The sequence below is a fragment of the Corallococcus exiguus genome (assembly GCF_009909105.1).
In the GTDB taxonomy this organism is placed as follows: Bacteria; Myxococcota; Myxococcia; order Myxococcales; family Myxococcaceae; genus Corallococcus; species Corallococcus exiguus.
Window position 1 is genome coordinate 855,134 of sequence record NZ_JAAAPK010000004.1, and the last position, 17,136, is coordinate 872,269.

Annotated in this window: 16 protein-coding genes and 1 tRNA gene; 7 read left to right on the forward strand and 10 right to left on the reverse strand. The window is 70.2% G+C overall.

Annotation, left to right across the window (positions count from 1 at the left end):
- Positions 1 to 22: 22 nt before the first annotated feature.
- The 3 genes from mvk to GTZ93_RS19545 are packed head-to-tail and all read left to right on the forward strand — an operon-like array spanning position 23 to position 3,023.
- On the forward strand, positions 23 to 961 hold the full coding sequence (gene mvk / locus GTZ93_RS19535) for a mevalonate kinase (RefSeq protein WP_121710816.1): 939 nt from the start codon (positions 23 to 25) through the stop codon (positions 959 to 961).
- Positions 958 to 1,944, forward strand: a complete 987-nt coding sequence (mvaD, locus tag GTZ93_RS19540) for a diphosphomevalonate decarboxylase (protein WP_121755363.1) — start codon at positions 958 to 960, stop codon at positions 1,942 to 1,944. The genes mvk and mvaD overlap by 4 nt, the downstream gene beginning before the upstream one ends.
- On the forward strand, positions 1,944 to 3,023 hold the full coding sequence (locus GTZ93_RS19545; protein WP_139915969.1) for a mevalonate kinase family protein: 1,080 nt from the start codon (positions 1,944 to 1,946) through the stop codon (positions 3,021 to 3,023). Before mvaD ends, GTZ93_RS19545 begins: the two co-directional genes overlap by 1 nt.
- A gap of 30 nt (positions 3,024 to 3,053) precedes the next feature.
- Here GTZ93_RS19545 and omp85 read toward each other — a convergent pair whose 3' ends face one another.
- Entirely contained in the window at positions 3,054 to 4,232 is a 1,179-nt protein-coding gene (gene omp85 / locus GTZ93_RS19550) for an Omp85 family outer membrane protein (protein ID WP_139915968.1), read from the reverse strand.
- A 291-nt stretch (positions 4,233 to 4,523) separates the two neighbouring features.
- Between omp85 and GTZ93_RS19555 the strand changes: the two genes are divergently transcribed.
- Both GTZ93_RS19555 and GTZ93_RS19560 read left to right on the forward strand, forming a co-directional pair.
- A complete protein-coding gene (locus GTZ93_RS19555) occupies positions 4,524 to 5,978 on the forward strand; it encodes an alkaline phosphatase family protein (protein WP_390624883.1) in 1,455 nt (484 codons plus the stop codon).
- 20 nt (positions 5,979 to 5,998) lie between these two features.
- On the forward strand, positions 5,999 to 7,081 hold the full coding sequence (locus GTZ93_RS19560) for a lysylphosphatidylglycerol synthase transmembrane domain-containing protein (protein WP_139915966.1): 1,083 nt from the start codon (positions 5,999 to 6,001) through the stop codon (positions 7,079 to 7,081).
- Positions 7,082 to 7,153: 72 nt separating this feature from the next.
- On the opposite strand, the gene GTZ93_RS19565 is transcribed toward GTZ93_RS19560, so the two are convergent.
- From GTZ93_RS19565 to GTZ93_RS19595, 7 genes are all read right to left on the reverse strand, one after another.
- Positions 7,154 to 7,237: transfer RNA gene (locus GTZ93_RS19565), tRNA-Leu, on the reverse strand.
- Positions 7,238 to 7,321: 84 nt separating this feature from the next.
- Entirely contained in the window at positions 7,322 to 7,699 is a 378-nt protein-coding gene (locus GTZ93_RS19570) for a 2Fe-2S iron-sulfur cluster-binding protein (protein ID WP_120564055.1), read from the reverse strand.
- A 3-nt stretch (positions 7,700 to 7,702) separates the two neighbouring features.
- The gene (gene hscA, locus GTZ93_RS19575) at positions 7,703 to 9,547 is read right to left on the reverse strand and encodes a Fe-S protein assembly chaperone HscA (RefSeq protein WP_139915965.1); all 1,845 of its coding nucleotides are present in this window, start codon (positions 9,545 to 9,547) and stop codon (positions 7,703 to 7,705) included.
- Positions 9,544 to 10,092: a Fe-S protein assembly co-chaperone HscB gene (gene hscB / locus GTZ93_RS19580; RefSeq protein WP_139915964.1), complete on the reverse strand. Its 549-nt coding sequence runs from the start codon at positions 10,090 to 10,092 to the stop codon at positions 9,544 to 9,546. The genes hscA and hscB overlap by 4 nt, the downstream gene beginning before the upstream one ends.
- A gap of 107 nt (positions 10,093 to 10,199) precedes the next feature.
- Positions 10,200 to 10,583, reverse strand: a complete 384-nt coding sequence (locus GTZ93_RS19585) for a HesB/IscA family protein (RefSeq protein ID WP_139915963.1) — start codon at positions 10,581 to 10,583, stop codon at positions 10,200 to 10,202.
- 40 nt (positions 10,584 to 10,623) lie between these two features.
- Entirely contained in the window at positions 10,624 to 11,016 is a 393-nt protein-coding gene (gene iscU, locus GTZ93_RS19590) for a Fe-S cluster assembly scaffold IscU (RefSeq protein WP_120553652.1), read from the reverse strand.
- A gap of 120 nt (positions 11,017 to 11,136) precedes the next feature.
- Positions 11,137 to 12,498, reverse strand: coding sequence for an IscS subfamily cysteine desulfurase (locus tag GTZ93_RS19595; protein WP_257979014.1), 1,362 nt, complete (start codon positions 12,496 to 12,498; stop codon positions 11,137 to 11,139).
- Positions 12,499 to 12,867: 369 nt separating this feature from the next.
- Here GTZ93_RS19595 and GTZ93_RS19600 point away from each other — a divergent pair, with 369 nt between their 5' ends.
- Together GTZ93_RS19600 and GTZ93_RS19605 are read left to right on the forward strand one after the other, a co-directional pair.
- Entirely contained in the window at positions 12,868 to 14,481 is a 1,614-nt protein-coding gene (locus GTZ93_RS19600) for an SPFH domain-containing protein (protein ID WP_126936404.1), read from the forward strand.
- 70 nt (positions 14,482 to 14,551) lie between these two features.
- On the forward strand, positions 14,552 to 15,976 hold the full coding sequence (locus GTZ93_RS19605; RefSeq protein WP_161662925.1) for a protein-disulfide reductase DsbD family protein: 1,425 nt from the start codon (positions 14,552 to 14,554) through the stop codon (positions 15,974 to 15,976).
- Between the two features lie 4 nt (positions 15,977 to 15,980).
- On the opposite strand, the gene GTZ93_RS19610 is transcribed toward GTZ93_RS19605, so the two are convergent.
- Both GTZ93_RS19610 and GTZ93_RS19615 read right to left on the reverse strand, forming a co-directional pair.
- Positions 15,981 to 16,571: a tRNA-uridine aminocarboxypropyltransferase gene (locus GTZ93_RS19610; RefSeq protein WP_120564061.1), complete on the reverse strand. Its 591-nt coding sequence runs from the start codon at positions 16,569 to 16,571 to the stop codon at positions 15,981 to 15,983.
- Complete coding sequence (locus GTZ93_RS19615) at positions 16,568 to 17,119, reverse strand: hypothetical protein (RefSeq protein WP_014395291.1); 552 nt, start codon at positions 17,117 to 17,119, stop codon at positions 16,568 to 16,570. Before GTZ93_RS19615 ends, GTZ93_RS19610 begins: the two co-directional genes overlap by 4 nt.
- Positions 17,120 to 17,136 lie beyond the last annotated feature (17 nt).

A 17,136-nucleotide genomic window follows, 5' to 3' on the forward strand; every position in this document is an offset into this window, starting at 1 on the left:
GCCTGGTGCCATGACTTCCGCAATGAATCCCCTGGTCGCCTTTGGTGCTGGCAAGGTCATCCTGCTGGGCGAGCACAGCGTGGTGTACGGCTACCCCGCCATCGCCGGTCCCCTGACCATCGGCGTGGTGGCGCGCGGTGGGCCTTCGCGCTCGTGCGTGCTGGACGTGCCGGTGACGGCGGACGCGGCGCAGAAGCGGATGATGCGCAAGGCCTTCGCGCGCGCGGCGAAGCTCGTGGGCGAGCCGAAGGTGAAGGTCACGCTGGAGCCGCAGTTGCCGCTGTCCGCCGGGCTGGGCAGCTCCGCGGCGCTGGCGGTGGCCACGTCGCGCGTGCTGTTGCAGGCGGCGGGGCAGGCGCCCACGGCGAAGGCGACGGCGCGGCTGGCGTGGGAGATGGAGCAGGAGTTCCACGGCACGCCGTCGGGCGTGGACCACACCACGAGCGCGGAGGAGAAGCTCATCCTCTACCGGCGGGTGCAGGCGCCGGCGGGCGTCACGGGCCGCGCGCGCGAGCTGAAGAGTCCGCGGCCGGTGTCGGTGGTGGTGGCGCTGGCGGGCGCGCGCAGTCCCACGAAGCTGACGGTGGGGGCGCTGCGCGAGCGGCAGGCGCGGTGGCCGGAGCGCTACAAGCGGCTCTTCGGTCAGGTGGGGAGGCTCGTCACCGAGGCGGCGAAGACGGTGGAGGCGGGCGACCTGGAGGGGCTGGGGGACGCGATGAACGTCAACCAGGGCCTCCTGAACGCGCTGGGGCTGTCGTCACCAGCGTTGGAGGACATGGTGTTCCGGCTGCGCTCGCTGGGCGCGCTGGGGGCCAAATTCACCGGGGCGGGAGGTGACGGTGGCGCGGTCATCGGCCTATTCCCCGAACCGGAGCCCGTGGTCGCGCAACTGACGCGTGACGGCGTGCGCTGCTTCGCGAGTCAGCTCGCGGGGCCGCGGGTCCAGGGAGACATTCCATGAAGGCAACGGTCCGGGCGCATCCCAACATCGCGCTCGTGAAGTACTGGGGAAAGCGCGACGAGGCGCTCATCCTCCCGCACCAGTCCAGCCTGTCGTTGACGCTGGCCCCCATCCACGTGACGACGACGGTGGAGTTCGGCGCGCCGTCGGACACGGTGGAGCTGCACGGCCACGTGGCCAAGGGCAGCGAGCGAGACCGCGTGCTCCGCCTGTTGGACGCGGTGCGCGTGCAGGCGGGGCGCGACCTGGGTCCCGCGAAGGTGGTGTCGCGCGGGGACTTCCCCATGGCGGCGGGCCTGGCGAGCAGCGCGGCGGGCTTCGCGGCGCTGGCGGTGGCGGGGCGCGCGGCGGCGGGGCTGCCCCAGGACACGCGGGCGTCCAGCATCCTGGCGAGGCGGGGCAGCGGCTCCGCGTGCCGCAGCGTGCAGGGCGGCTTCTGCGAGTGGATGCGCGGTGAGCGCGAGGACGGCGAGGACAGCTACGCCGTGCAGCGCTTCGACGCGGGCCACTGGTCGGACCTGCGCATGGTGGTGGCCATCCTCGACCGCGGCGAGAAAGAGGTGAAGTCGCGGGACGGGATGAAGAACACGGTGGAGACGAGCCCCTACTATCCGGCGTGGGTGAAGGACGCGGAAGCCGAAGTGCCCCGCGCCCGGGAGCTCATCGCGAAGAAGGACCTGGAGGCGCTGGGCGAGCTGTGCGAGCGCAACGCATGGCGCATGCACTGCACGACGCTCTCCGCGGATCCGCCGCTGTCCTACCTGAGTCCGGCGACGCTGGGGCTCATCCAGCACCTGCGCGAGCAGCGCAAGAAGGGCGTGCCGGTGTGGTTCACGCTCGACGCGGGGCCGAACCCGGTGCTGCTGACGACCGCGGCCCACGAGGTCGCGGCGGAGGCCCTGGCCCGCGCCTGCGGAGCCGTGGACGTGGTGCGCTGCGTGCCCGGTGGTGACGCGACGCTGCTCACCGAGCACCTGTTCTGATGGATCGAGCGCTCTCCGCCCCGGGCAAGCTGTTCATCTCTGGCGAGTACGCCGTGCTGTGGGGCGGCGTGTCCCGCCTCGCGGCCGTGGCGCCGCGCACTGCCGCCTATGTGCGCAGGCGTCAGGACTCGCGCGTGCACATCTGCCTGGAGGAGGGGACGCTCCAGGGGCTCACCACGCCTCGCGGCGTGAAGTGGGACCGTGAAGTGCCCGCCGGCTTCTCCTTCGTCGCCCGCACGCTGGATGAAGCCCTGCGCGCGCACGGCCGCGCGAGCGTGGGCTTCGACGTGGCGGTGGCTCCGGGCGCGCTCGGCCCGGGCGGTCACAAGCTGGGCATCGGGGGCAGCGCGTCCGCGACGGTGCTCGCCGCGGAGGCCGCGCGCTTCGTGCTGGAGGAGAAGTTCGACGTCCTGAAGCTCGCCCTCACCGCGCACACGCTGGGGCAGGGCGGCAAGGGCAGCGGCGGCGACGTGGCCACGAGCTTCGCTGGCGGTGCCGTGCGCTACCGTCGCTATGACATCACCGCGCTCGCGGACGCGGCCAACACCGGCCGCTTCAACGCCGCGCTCGCGGAGTCCCCTCCAGTGGACCTCTGGCGCATGCCCGTGCCGCGCGTGTCCATGCTCTACGCCTTCACCGGCGAGAGCGCGTCGACGAAGCTCCTCATCGGCCAGGTGGAGGCCCGCCTCGCGGACGCCGGGCGCAGGGCCTTCGTGGAGCGCTCGGACGCGTTGGGCCACACGATTGAAGACGGCCTGGGCGGCGGCGACTTCCGTGCCTTCTCCGAAGCCGTGAAGGCCCAGCACGCGCTGCTGCTGGAGCTGGGCCCGCTGGAGACCGAAGGCATGCGCCGCGTGCTGGCCATCGCCGCGTCCTACCACTGCGCGGGCAAGCTCTCCGGCGCGGGCGGCGGTGACGGCTGCATCCTCTTCGCCCCGGATGCACAGGCGCGCGAAGCGCTGCGCGAGGGCCTGGAGTCGCGCGGCTTCCTCACGCTGACGCTCGACGTGGAACAGGGCGTTCGCGGCGAAGCACAGGCGGATGCGCGGCTTCGCGGCTGGGTGGACGCGCTCACGTGAAATCTGCGCGGCGCGCGCCCGGGTGCGCCGTTAGAACATGTGACCGAACGTGATGTAGAAGCGCTGACGGCCCGTCTCGGTGGAGCGCGCGTAGTCCATGCGCACCACGGCCGCGCGGCGCGAGAAGCGCAGGCCGCCGCCGATGCCCGGGTGCCACTCATGCCACTTGCCGTCCGTCACACCCGGATGCCACACGCGGCCCAGGTCCAGGAACACCACCGTGCCCAGCGCCAGCGGCTGCCCGAAGAAGGACATCCGCGCCGCCTGGAAGCGCAGCTCGGAGTTGCTGAACGCCTTCACGTTGCCGGCGAAGCGGTTGCGCTCGATGCCGCGCACGCTGCTCATGCCGCCAATGCCCTCGGACACGTTGACGCCGCCCGTGGTCATCCACTCGAAGAACGGCACCTCCCCGAAGAGCATGTCCAGCGTGAGCCGCTGCGCGAAGACGAGCCGCGGGGTGATGCGGATGTAGCGGCGCTCGCTCAGCGTCACGCCCGCGTACTGGTAGCGGCTGAAGGTGGCCAGGCCCGACACGCGCAGCGCCACCTCCTCCACGCCGCCTGACGTCGGGTCGGCCTCGTCATCGCGCGTGTCCCAGAGCGCGCCCGCGAGCAGCTGCCCGCTGGGCCCGCCCTCGATGCCGATGGGGCGCTCCTGCGCCAGGATGGACGTCTCGTAGGGTGACACGCGCGTGTAGCGCCAGCCGTAGCCCACGTACGACTGGAACGGGTGATTCTCACCGAACGGCCGCCCGCGCAGACGCACCCAGAGGCCCGGCGAGCCCTTGTCGTAGTTGTACCGCTGGTCGTCCACGTCACCCCGGAAGTCCGGGGCGGACAGGTTGCCCGCGCCGAAGAAGGGGCTGCTCTTCTCCTGGCGGTACTCCAGCCGTCCCTCCAAACGCAGGGGCCCCAGCAACTGCGGCCCGTCGTAACGGAGGTAATGATTCATGGCGCCGCGCGCGGTGAAGAACACCTGCGCGGACAGGGCATGTGCGTAGGGCGCCTTGCTGCCGTCGCCATAGAGGTACATGCCGCCGACAGCGCCGTAGCCGAAGCCCTGATCCGAGCTGAAGGACAGGAGCGGCAGCGCGATGCCGTCCATCGTAGGCGTTCGCTTCACGGGCGAGAGCCCGGGCGCCGTGCGGCTGGCCGCCACGGCACTCAGTGACAGCAGCATGAAGAACAGGAAGACGACTGGAGCCAGCATCGAAACCCCGTGAAGCCCCGAGGGGGCGCATCGATTCCAGCCCGGGACAGAGACCCTTTCCGCCCGCCTGCTCTCCAAGAGAGCAGCGCGGCCTCGGAAGCTCCTGTCCCCCTGAATGCCCATTTTGCCTTGGGGGATGGGGGAGCCGTCAACGTGCGCGAAAGTCTCAACGAGCTCGTCAGCGAGAATTCACGAAATTGGGCGAATACCCTCGTCCGGAGGATTGGATCGAAAGTTCCGCCCGTGGCGGCGCGTCGGCCTCGGAACGCTCTTCTCGTCCATCTGGACGGTGTGCCCAAGGCGCTCCTCGACGAGGCCATTGTCACAGGGCGCATGCCCTTTGTTTCACAGCTGGTCCGCTCTGGCGCGTATCACCTGGAGAACGCATTCTGGGGAGCGCCCACGTCCACGCCGTTCTTCCAGGCGGGGCTGCTCTACGGGCTGCGGCATCCGAACCTGCCGGGCTACAGCTGGTACGACCGGGCGCTCGGCCGCAAGGTGCAGATGAATACCCCGGGCGACGCGATGGCCATTGACGCGCGCCTGCGCGGACACGGCCGCACGAGCCTGTTGGACCACGGCGGCCACACGTACTTCTCGCTCTTCCACGCGGGCGCCACGAACCGCATGTGCATGAGCACGCTGTCGAGCTTCAAGCTGATGGCGCGCTCGTTCGCGTACGAGATGCAGGGCCTGGGTTCGGCGCGCACGAGGGGTGCGTGGGACTTCCTGCGTTCCTTCGGCATGGAGTCCTGGCACGCCGTGCGCGAGGTGCGCCAGTGGGCGCGCCAGGTCAACGACTGGCGCCACGAGCAGGGTTTCCTCCTGAGCCGCATCCTCCTCCAGCGGTTGGGCTGGAGCTTCGCGTACACCAAGTCGCTGGTGGACATGGTGCGCGGCGTGCCGCTCATCTATCTGGTGTACGGCAACTACGATGAAGTGGCGCACCGCCGCGGTCCGCGCTCGGAGCTGGCGATGCAGGAACTCCACCGTGTCGACGCGTCACTGGCGGAGCTGTTTGCCGTGGCCCGCGCCGCGCCGGAGCCCTACGACGTCATCCTCCTGTCGGATCACGGCCACGTGGACAGCCTGCCCCTGGAGCAGCGCCAGGGCCGGCGCCTGGAGGCCGTCCTCTTCGAAGGCGAGGTGCCCGAGCTGCGCGCCGACGTGCGCCGCGGCCTGCTGGATGGGCGCCAGGCTCCAGCCCCGGACAGCGCCGCGCGCGAGCCCTTCATCCCGGTGGTGGTGGAGGCCGGTAACTTCGCGCACATCTACCTGAGCGGTCGTCCCGCGCCGCTGGAGGCGCGTGAACTGCTGTCGCTGCATCCGGAGGTGCTGGCGCGGGCCACCCACAACCCGGACATCGGCATGGTGGCGATGCGCCGGGGCACCGAGGCGGTGGTGGTGATGGGCGGAGGCGTCTACGGCCTGGAGGACCTGGACCGTGCGCCGCTCACCACCGAGTACAGCAAGCGCGCCGTGGCGGACTTCCTCCAGGGACTGCCGCGCATGGACACCGCGGGGGACCTGGTCCTCTTCGGTGAAGCCGTGCGGAAGGGCGGCACGGTGGGCTTCGCGTGGGAGTTCGGCTCGCACGGCGGCTTGACGCGCGTGGAGTCCGACAGCCTGGTGATGTGGCCCGCGAACGGCCCGGTGGACCTGTCTGGCCTGAGCCACTGCGCGCGGTTGCACGAGCGCCTGGCGGAGGCCTACCTGGACACCGGCTCACCGCGGATTCTCCATTGAAACCGAGGAAGGGGAGGACCATGCGGCTTCCCAACGCCGGCGGACGCACGTGGCTCAGGGTGCTGGGCGGAGTGGTGGGACTCGTCCTGTCCCTGCTCCTGCTCTCCACCGCGTTCTTCAAGTGGAACCTGAGCGGATCCGGGGACCTGCTGACGCCGCGCTTCCCGCTGGACAAGTTCGTCCGCGACCTGCCGGGACACCTGGTGTGGCTGGTGCCGTTCATGCTCCTGCAGGCGTCGCTGGTGCCGCTGCGGGCGGTGCAGTGGCAGGCCACGCTGCGCAAGCACATCCCGTTCAAGGACCGCTTCCAGATGGTGGGCATTGGCGTGTTCGTGCACAACGCGCTGCCGGGAAAGTTGGGGGAGGTGACGCGCTCCTTCCTCCTGTCGCGCACGCACAACATCCCCTTCATCCGGAGCCTGGGCTCCGTGGGCGTGTGCAAGCTGATGGAGTTCGCCTGTCTGATGCTGCTGGTGGCCCTGTCCTTCCTGGGCCCCTTCGGCGAGACCATGGCCCACTTCCGGACGGAGCTGCACGTGGCGCTGTCGCTGTGCATCGGCCTGGTGGCGCTGGTGGTGCTGCTGGCCCACTGGGCGGCGCCCCTGGGCCGCTGGCTGCACCAGCGTCACACCATGCCCCGCGTGGACAGCTTCCTGAATCACGTGGGGGAGGGACTGGGCACCGCGCGCTCCTTCAAGGGCATGGCGAAGGTGTTCTTCTTCTCCATCTTCCCGGTGTTCGCCTCCGCGCTGGCGTATGGCCTGGCGCTGCACGGCGTGCACATCCCCGGGGGCCTCTTCGCGGGCGCCGTCGTGCTGGGCGCCATCTCCCTGGGGCAGTCGCTGCCGGGCGTCCCGGCGGGCATGGGCATCTACTACTTCGTCACCAGCTGGGCGGCGCGCGCGCTGGGCTCCAACCCGGAGGACGCGGCGGCCTTCGCCACGCTCACCCACCTGGGCACCGTCATCAGCCAGGTGGCCGTGGGCGCCTGGTGCGTGCACCGTTCCAAGCTGCGGATCCGCGACCTGCGCAAGGGCGGTCGGCTGGCCAACGCCGCCGCGCACCACGTGGCGCATGAAGCGGTGGAACCCGCGCCGCCCTGAGCCGCGCGAAGAGGGCAGGGCCGGAAAACAAAAAGGGCCCCGACTTGTGGTCGGGGCCCTTCGATTACTTCATGCCCAGGAGAGGACTCGAACCTCCATGCCCTTGCAGGCGCTAGACCCTGAATCTAGTGTGTCTACCAATTCCACCACCTGGGCAGGTGGCTCGCGGTGCCTTGCGGCGCCGCGATGGGCGAGACGTATAAAGAACCTCCCCCGCCCGGTCAAGCATCCTTTTTCAGGCTACTTCTTCAGCGGCCAGCGGCCTTCGGACTCGAGCTTCCGGCGGATGGCCGGGTTCTCGTCCATGAAGGCGACCAGCGATTCCTCGGTGATCTCCACCGTGACGTCCTCGCCGCCGACCTCCGTCTGACACGACAGGCGGGAGTACGGCCGGACGTCGAAGCCCATGTCCAGGCGGTCCATCTCGTCGTCCCGCTGCTCGCTCAGCGAGTCCAGACCCTTGCGGATCCAGACATGGCAGGTGGAGCACCCGCACACGCCGCCGCAGCTGTGGCCCACCTGGGCCTCGCCCTTCTCCGCGGCGTCCAGCAGGGTGGTGCCTTGGGGCACGTCCACGGCGACCTCGGCCAGGGGGCTCTTGAAGGTGACCTTGGGCACGGCTCAGTACTCCTCCACGGAATGGCCGGACACCACCTGGGTGATGGCGCGGTTCATGACCCGTTCGATGAAGGCCCGGGACGCCTCGTCCAACGCGTGCAGGGCCTCCTTCACGGCCATGTAGTCCTTGCCCTGCGCGGCTTCGCGCACGCGGGCCATGGCGGCCTGGATGGCCTCCGGCTCGCCGGCCTGGAGCAGCGCCGCGTTCTCGCGCAGCTGGCGGTCGGCCTCGGAGAGGACGCGCTCGGCCTCCACCTGCTGCTCGCGCAGCTGGCGGGCCTGGATGTCGTCCTCCGCGAAGTCGATGGAGTCGAGGAGCATCTTCTCGATCTCCTCCTCCGTCAGGCCGTGGCTGGGCTTCACGGTGATGGCCTGCGCCACGCCGGTGCTCTGCTCCTTGGCGGTGACGGACAGGATACCGTCCGCGTCCACCTGGAAGCGCACCTCCACGCGGGCCATGCCGGCCGCCATGGTGGGGATGCCGGAGAGCGTGAAGCGCGCGAGGCTGCGGTTGTCCTGCACCAGCTCGCGCTCGCCCTGCACCACGTGTACGTCCAGGCCCGTCTGGCCGTCCTTGAACGTGGTGAACACCTGCGCCGCCGCCGTGGGGATGGTGGAGTTGCGGGGGATCAGCTTCTCCGTGATGCCGCCCATCGTCTCCAGGCCCAGTGACAGGGGGATGACGTCCAGCAGCAGCACCTCGTCCTGACGGTCGCCGTCGGTGAGGAGGCTCGCCTGGACCGCCGCGCCCAGCGCCACGACCTGATCCGGATCGATGTCGCCCAGGGGCTCGCGGCCGAACATCTCCGCCACGAAGCGGCGCACCGCGGGCACTCGGGTGGAGCCACCCACCAGGATGACGCCGTCCAGCTCGCCCGCCGCCACGCCCGCGTCCTTCAGGGCCCGCCGGCACACCGTGCCCGTCTTCGCCACGAGCGGTTGGATCCACGCCTCGAAGTCCGCGCGGGACAGCGGCTGCGAATGGCCCTCCACGCTGAGCGTGACCTCCGCCGCGTCGGTGAGCGCCTCCTTCGCCTTTCGAGCGGCGACCATCAGCTCCGCCACCTGCGCGGGAGTGGGGGCCTGGACGCCCATCTTCTGGAGCACGTGCTGTGCGATGGCGCGGTCGAAGTCGTCGCCGCCCAGCGCGGAGTCACCGCCGGTGGACTTCACCTCGAAGACGCCGTCCTCCAGCTTGAGGATGGAGATGTCGAACGTGCCGCCGCCCAAGTCGTAGACGGCGAACATCCCCTGGCTGCCCTTGTCCAGGCCGTACGCCAGCGCGGCGGCGGTGGGCTCGTTGAGCAGGCGCAGCACTTCCAGGCCCGCGAGCTTCCCCGCGTCGCGGGTGGCCTGGCGCTGGGCGTCGTCAAAGTAGGCGGGCACGGTGATGACGGCCTGCTCCACCTTGCCGGAGAAGTGCGCCTCCGCGCGGCGCTTCAGGGCGCGGAGAATCTCGCCCGACACCTCGATGGGCGTCACCGGCTGGCCACCGGCCACGTTGAAGCGCACCACGTTGGCGCCGGGGGCGAAGTCGTAGTGGCCCAGCTTGCGAGTCTCCGGGTCGTCCGGGCTGCGGCCCATGAAGCGCTTCACCGACACGATGGTGTCCGTGGGGGCCTCGGCCGCGAGCTTCCGCGCGCGGGCGCCCACCACCACGCCGCCGTCCTTGCTGTAGTGCACGACAGAGGGCAGCAAGAGCGAGTCGCCATCGTCCACCGGAACGCACCGGGGCTTGCCCTGGGACACGGACGCCACCAGCGAGTGCGTGGTGCCCAGGTCGATGCCCACCACGTGGCCCTTCGGCTTGAGCGGGTCGTGGATCTGCAGATAGCCGTTGTTGCTCACGCGAGCACCTCCTCCTCGAACGCGTCCACCTGCTCGAGGAAGCGCGTGAAGTAGCGCACCCGCCCCAGCGCGTGCGATGCCTTTCTCACCCCGTCCGGAGAATCCCCAGCGCCTTCCAGCGTGCCGAGCGCCGCCACGGCCTCCTGGAGCGCCGCCGCCTTGCGGCCCGCCACGTCCTTCGCCATGGCCTGGGCCTTCGGTAGGTCCTTCGCCGCGATGGATTCATCCAACGCCTCGCGCAGCTCCATGACCTCCTCCAGGAACTCCAGGGGCATGTCCTTCTGGGCGCCCGCGTCCTCGCGGTCCAGGTCCACGCCGTGAAGCTTGAGCAGGTAGAAGGCGCGGCGCACCGGGTCCTTCAGCGTCTTGAAGGCCCCGTTGAGGGCGGTGGTGCCCTCCACGGCGGCCAGGCGCGCCTTTGCGTCACCGGGGGCGACGCGGTCCGGGTGCAGCTGGAGCGACAGCTCCCGGTACTGCTTCTCCAGGGCCGGCACGTCCACGGCGTGGGAGCGGGGCAGCCCGAACACGTCGAAGTGGGTCCTCACGGTGCGCACATCCTCATGGGGGGAAACGAAAAAGGGGCCCGGCACCGGGCCGGACCCCTGCTGCCCGCTCCCTGACCGACGGGGCGGGCGGGAAGGCCGCTTCAGGCTCAGACGGAGAAGCTCTCTCCGCAGCCGCAGGCGGCCTTGATGTTGGGGTTGTTCAGCTTGAAGCCGGACGCCATCAGCGTCTGCTCGAACACCAGCTCCGTGCCGATGAGGTACAGGTAGCTCTTCGGGTCCACGAAGACGCGCACGCCGTCGCGCTCGAACACCTTGTCGCGCTCGCGGGACTTCTCCGACCACTCCATGGAGTACTGGAGGCCGGAGCACCCGCCGCCCTTCACCGCGATGCGCAGGCCGGCGTCCGGAGTCCGGCGCTCTTCCAGCAGCTGCTTGAGGCGCGCCACCGCGCTGTCCGCAAGGCCAATGCCCTTGGGCGCCGGCTTGGGGGGCGTCTGAGGGGCCTGGGTCGTCTGGGCCTGCTCGTTCATGGAGTCGTCCTCAATCCTGGAAGAGGTACCGCGCGAAGCTTCAGGCCTGCCGCGACGCGCGCTTCTTCTTGAAGTCTTCGATGGCCGCCTTGATGGCGTCCTCGGCCAGCACGGAGCAGTGGATCTTCACCGGGGGCAGCGCCAGCTCCCGGGCCACGTCCTTGTTGGAGATGGTCATGGCCTGATCCACCGTCTTGCCCTTCACCCACTCGGTGACGAGCGAGCTGGACGCGATGGCGGAGCCGCAGCCGAAGGTCTTGAACCGCGCGTCTTCAATCACGCCCGAGTCGCTGATCTTCAGCTGGAGGCGCATCACGTCGCCGCAAGCGGGGGCGCCCACGAGGCCGGTGCCGACGTTCGGGTCGTTCTTGTCGAGCGTCCCCACGTTGCGGGGGTTCTCGTAGTGCTCGATGACCTTCTCGCTGTAAGCCATGCGTCTAACGCTCCTTCATCATCCAACGCTTGAACTGATGCGCCATCCGGGCAACCGATGCGCGGCCGGGCGGGCGGGGGGTTCCGTGCCCGGCGGGAAATCTTGAGAGGAGGGGAGCGCTTAGTGGGCGGTCCACTCGATGCTCTTGAGGTCGATGCCTTCCTTGGCCATCTCGTACAGGGGGCTCATGTCTCGCAACTTGCGGACTTTGTCCACCACGAGGCGGATGACGAAGTCGACCTCCTCCTCCGTGTTGAAGCGGCCCAGGCCGAAGCGGATGGAGCTGTGCGCCATGTCCTCTTCGACCCCCAGGGCGCGCAGCACGTAGGAGGGCTCCAGCGACGCGGACGTGCACGCGGAGCCGGAGGACACCGCGACGTCCTTGATGGACATCATCAGGGCCTCGCCCTCCACGTAGGAGAAGGAGATGTTGAGGCTGCCCGGCATGCGGTGCTCCAGGCTGCCGTTCACCGTCACCATGTCCAGCTGCTCCATGATGCCGGTGCGCAGCCGCTCACGCAGGCGGAACAGGCGCGCCGCTTCTTCCGGCAGGTCCTGCCTCGCCACCTCCGCCGCCGCGCCGAAGCCGACGATGGACGCCACGTTCAGCGTGCCGCTGCGCATGCCGCGCTCGTGACCGCCGCCGTCCACCATGGGCGCGATGCGCACGCGCGGCTTGCGGCGCACGTAGAGGGCGCCCACGCCCTTGGGGCCGTACATCTTGTGCGCGCTGATGGAGGCCAGGTCGACGTTCATCTTCTCCACGTCGAAGGGCACCTTGCCCACGCCCTGCACCGCGTCGCAGTGGAAGAGGACGCCCTTCTCACGGCACAGCTTGCCAATCTCCGCCACCGGCTGGACCACGCCGATCTCGTTGTTGGCGAACATGATGGAGACGAGCACCGTCTTGGGCGTCATCGCCGCGGCCAGCTTCTCCAGGCTCACGCGGCCGTCCTTCTCCACGTCCAGGTAGGTGACGCGCGCGCCACCCGTGGGCATCTCCGCCCACTTCTTGTACGTGTCGTCCGCGTCCAGGTTGAACTTCACCGCCAGCTCCGGGACCTCTTCCGGCGTGACGTCGCGCTCGGCCAGCTGGCCCAGGCGCAGGAGCTTGAGCTCGTCCAGGCGCTCCTGGCGCACGCGCTCCAGGCGCTTGCAGGTGTCCAGGACGGCCTTGTGCTCCGTCTTGAGGGTGATGATGTGGTCGCCCTTGGACTTGTAGAACTCGATGACGCCCTTGATGGCCAGGTTGTCGGACTCGGTGGCGCCGGAGGTGAAGACGATCTCCTTCTCCGACGCGCCAATGAGGTCCGCCACCTGCCGGCGCGCCTTCTCCACCGCGGCCTCGGCCTTCCAGCCGAACGCGTGATTGCGGCTGGCCGCGTTGCCGAAGTCCTCGCGGAGGTAGGGCAACATCACTTCCAGCACCCGCGGGTCGAGCGGGGTGGTCGCGTGGTTGTCCATGTAGATGGGCAGGCTCAGCATGAAGTCCTCAGGAAGAAGTGACGCAGGAGGGTGGAACACCCCTCCGCTCCCCGGCGACGCGGTGGGTCCGCGCGCAGCGGCAGGGTCTACATGGGCCCACACGAATGTGGACCGGACTGGTCAATTATAAAATCGACCCCCCTCGGGTCAAGGGAACATGGGGTCCAGGGCCTCTGTCCGCGACGCACCGGGTCGTGGGATGCGCCGGCCGGGTTCAACGCTCCTCCAGAATGGAGCACTCCGGCCGCGCCAGGTTGGAGCGGGGTGATCCGAAACGGTGCTTCGCGCGCCCATAAGTGCCCGTTTCGTGGCACCCCGGGGCATGGCCGGGCGCCTGCACTGGAGACAGCGCGGAGGGTGCCAGACATGAGCGCCAACGCGAAGTCGCAGGCCCGGAGCAACGCCCAGGACACGCAGCAGGACGGGACGGGGCGGCCGTCGCTGGTCCGCCTGGAGGGAGGGCTGGATCGCTCCCGCTACGTGGACGGCTGGCGGGCGGGCAAGCCCGCGGAGGACCCCGACAAGGTGAAGAAGTGGGGGCTGATCACGGCGCGGCCCAGCGAGTTCCTCATCCACATGCGCCGGGGACGCGTGCGCGAGGTGAGCGGCCAGGGCGCCAGCTGCTTCAAGCTGCCGGGGGACTCGGTGGCCATCGTGCCCACCAGCATCCAACGGTTCCAGTTCACCGCGGATCAGGTGACGAGCGAGAAGGTGGGCGTGGCGGTGACGGGCCTGGCGGTGTACCGCATCGCGGATCCGCTGGTGGCCTTCCGGATGCTCAACTTCAGCTACCCGGAGCGCGCGCAGGAGAAGCTGGCGGAGCTGCTCGGGGAGATGTTCGTGGGCGCGGCGCGCCGGCTGGTGGCGAACCTCACCGTGGAGGAGTGCCTCACCCGGCGCAAGGAGGGCATCGCGGCGGAGCTGATGCGGGAGATTGCCCCGGTGCTCTCCGGACGGGGCCGGCTGGAGGACCGCACCGACGTGGGCTGGGGCGTGCTGCTGGACACGATTGAAATCCAGGACGTGCGCGTCCTGTCCTCCTCGGTCTTCGAACACATGCAGGCCCGCTTCCGCCGGGAGCAGGAGCGGCAGGCGCGCGAGGCGGAGCTGGCCAAGGAGCGCTTCGTGCGGCGCGAGGAGACGGAGGCCGAGCGCGTGCTCAACCTCCAGAAGCTCGCCGCGCGCGAGGAGGTCCGCCAGCGCACGCAGGCCACGGAGGAGCAGGCGCAGATGGAGCAGCTCGCGCAGGAAGCGCGGCTGGCCCAGGCGAAGATGGAGCAGGCGCGTCAGCAGCAGCAGGAGCGCACCTCCGTGGATCGCGAAGTGGCGCTCGCGAAGCTGACCGCGCAGGAGGAGGTCCGCACGCGCACGGAGGCGCTGAAGGAGCAGGCCCGGCTGGAGGCGCTGGCCACGGACGCACGCCTGGAGGAGGCGCGGCTCACCAGCGAACGGCAGCTCGCGTACAACCGCGCGCAGGGTGAGCTGGAGGAGCTGCGCTGGGAGCAGGAGGCGGAGGCCGCCAAGGCCCAGGTGGAGCTGGAGCGGATGCGCCGCCAGCAGGAGGCGGAGGCCGCGCGTCACGAAGTCCAGCTCGCCGTGGCCCGGCAGGAGGCCGAGCAGCTGTCCGCCCGGCTCCAGGTGCTGCTGGCGAAGCAGTCCATCGCGGAGGCGGAGGCCGGCATCGCGGAGCTGGAGCTGAGGCGCACCCGCGCGCAGCAGGGGCTGGAGCTGGAGCGCGCGAAGACGCTGCGTGACATCGAGAACTCGGTGAGTCCAGAGGTCATCCAGTTGACGTTGGCGCAGCAGCTGCCCCAGGTGGCGGCGGCCTTCCAGCAGCGGATGGGCGAGGTGCACGTGACGGCGGTGGATGGAGCGAACCCCTTTGGCTACATCGCCGCCGCCGTGGAGGGTGTGATGGGGCTGGCGCGCTCCGCGGGGCTGAAGGTGCCTGCCGCCCCCGCGGAGATGCCGGCGGGGTAGCCGCGTCCCCGGCCTCCGCATATAGAAGGGAGCCTCCGAAGGTCCGGACGCGCGGAGGCGTAAGGCACGCATGGACACGAAGAAGCTGACGCTGGCGGCGGTGGTGGCGGGAGTGGCGGTGGCGGTGGTGCCGTGGCTGTTGCCCACGGGGCCGAGCGCCGGGCTGGACGCGGCCCGGTTCCTGGAGTCCGGGAACCTCGCCTGGGGCGCGCTGGTGGTGTTCGCCGGCGGCCTGCTCACCGCGCTGACGCCGTGCGTGTACCCGCTCATCCCCATCACCGTGTCGGTGTTCGGCGCGAGGAAGGCGGAGGCACGGGGCCGCTCGCTGGCGCTGACCACGTCGTACATCGTGGGCATGGGCGTGGTGTTCAGCGCGCTGGGCGTGCTGGCGGCGAAGACGGGCCAGGCCTTCGGCTCCATGCTGGGCAGCCCCGTGGTGGTGCTGGGGCTGGCGCTGTTCCTGCTGCTCTTGGCCTCGTCGATGTTCGGCGCGTTCGAGCTGGCGCTGCCGTCGTCCATGCAGACGAAGCTGAGCAACGTGGGCGGCGCGGGCATCGCGGGCGCGTTCGTGATGGGCAGCGTGTCCGGGTTCCTGGCGGCGCCGTGCACGGGGCCGGTGCTCACGGGCCTCTTGGCCTTCGTGGCGAAGTCCGCCAACACGACGCTGGGCGCGACGCTGCTGTTCATCTACGCGCTGGGCATCGGCGTGCCGTTCTTCCTCATCGGCGTCTTCACCGTGCGCCTGCCGCGCGGTGGCGTGTGGATGGAGTGGGTGAAGAGCGTGCTGGGCATCATGCTGGTGGCGCTCGCGTTCTCGTACGTGAAGGACGCCTTCCCCTGGGCGCGCGACACCGTGAAGGCGCTGGGCGCCGAGGTGGGCCAGGTGCCCGGAGCGGTGCTGGCCGCGGTGCTGGTGGTGGTGGGCGTGGGGGTGGGCGCGGTGCACCGTTCGTTCAAGGAGGGCGCGCGCGACTTCGGCTTCAAGGCGCTGGGCGTGGCGCTGGTGGTGGGCGCGCTGGTGTTGCGCGGCGGCGCGCTGGACGCGCGGCCCACGGGTGAGCTGTGGGTGCGCATGGGACTTCAGGAGCGCCCGGTGGCGCCGTCGTGGCAGTGGCACCACGTGATGCCGGCGAAGAAGGCGACGTTCGACGCGAGCCAGTTCGAGCAGGTGCTCGCGGCGGCGAAGAAGGAAGGCCGTCCGGTGCTCATCGACTTCTTCGCGGACTGGTGCGCGGCCTGCAAGGAACTGGACCGGCTGACGTATCCGTCCTCGGAGGTCATCACCCAGGCCGAGGGCAGCCGCTTCCTCACCATCAAGATCGACGCGACCAACAGCGAGGACCGCCTGGATGCGCTGATGGAGCAACTGGGCGTGGAGGGCCTGCCCACGGTGGCCTTCGTGAACCCGGACGGCACCGTGCTGACGAAGCCGCGCGTGACGGGCTTCCTGGAGCCCGTGCCCTTCGCGGCGGAGATGCAGAAGGTCCTGCAGTAGGTCGCTAGAGGTAGTTCTCCCACCCCAACCGACCGCGGCTCGCGAGCACGCGCTCAATCATCAGCTCGTGCAGGGTGAGCAGCGGCTTCGCGAGCTCCTCGCCCTCCAGCCGCGCGAGCGCGCCGGCCATGGCCTCCAGCGTGGACATCCCGTCCGGGTGCGGCGGTTTGCGCAGGCGGCGCGTGTCCGGCGCGGGCGGCGGCAACCTCATGCCCGGCAGCCGGCGCAGGGCGGGGACGCGCTGCACCATGCGTCGTGCCTGCGCCCAACTTCCATCGATGACCACGAGCCGCTTCGGCGGAGGCCCCTCCGCCTCCGGTGCGTCCGGGAACAGGAGCCACGTGTCTGGCGTGTCCAGCACCGACGCGTCGAAGGGCGCTCCGGGCGCTCCATAGGACACGATGTGGCAGCGGGGCAGGGCCAGCGCGGCGATGCGCGCCGTGTTGGTGCTCTTCTGCGACTCCTTATTGTGCCGGATGATCAGCAGCTCCGTGCGCGTGGGGATGACGGGCACGTCCGCGCACAGGCACAGGGCCGTGGGCAGGTAGCACCGCTCACAGCGGCCCGACAGGTCCTCCGGGGTGCTCGACCTCATTTCGCCGCGGTGCGGTAGCGCTCCATCAGGGCTCGCGCCTCACGCAGCTTCTCCTCGACGAAGCGGTCGTCCGCGTCCGGCTCGTATTCGGCGTCCGGCGGATCCAACTGGAAGAGGGCGGACAGGCTCGCGGGGGCGACCTCCAGCCACTCGGACGTGCGGGTGAGCGCGGCCTGCCTCCGCCCGGCGAAGGTCTCCGGCCCGTCCTCCGGGCCGCAGCGGCAGATGCGCGCGGAGTCCCCGGACACGTCCACGTAGAGCCCCAGCACCTCCGCGTCCACCTCCGCGGCCAGCGCACAGGTGGCCTCGCTGACGTAGGCCGCCATGGCCTGCGCCGCGCTGCGCTCCGTCAGCGAACGCACCAGGTAGACCTGCCACCCGGCCTCCGTGAGCGCCCCGGCCTCACTCAGTGGGGCCAGCTCCGCCGGCGGCGCCTGGATGCGCGACAGCAGCCGGCGCACCGGGACCTCCAGCCGCTCGAGCCGGGCGTTCGACGCGGGGCAGAAGAAGACCACGCGGTACTCTCGGCTGTCGGCGGCGGTTTCCATGGGCATACGGCGGTGGC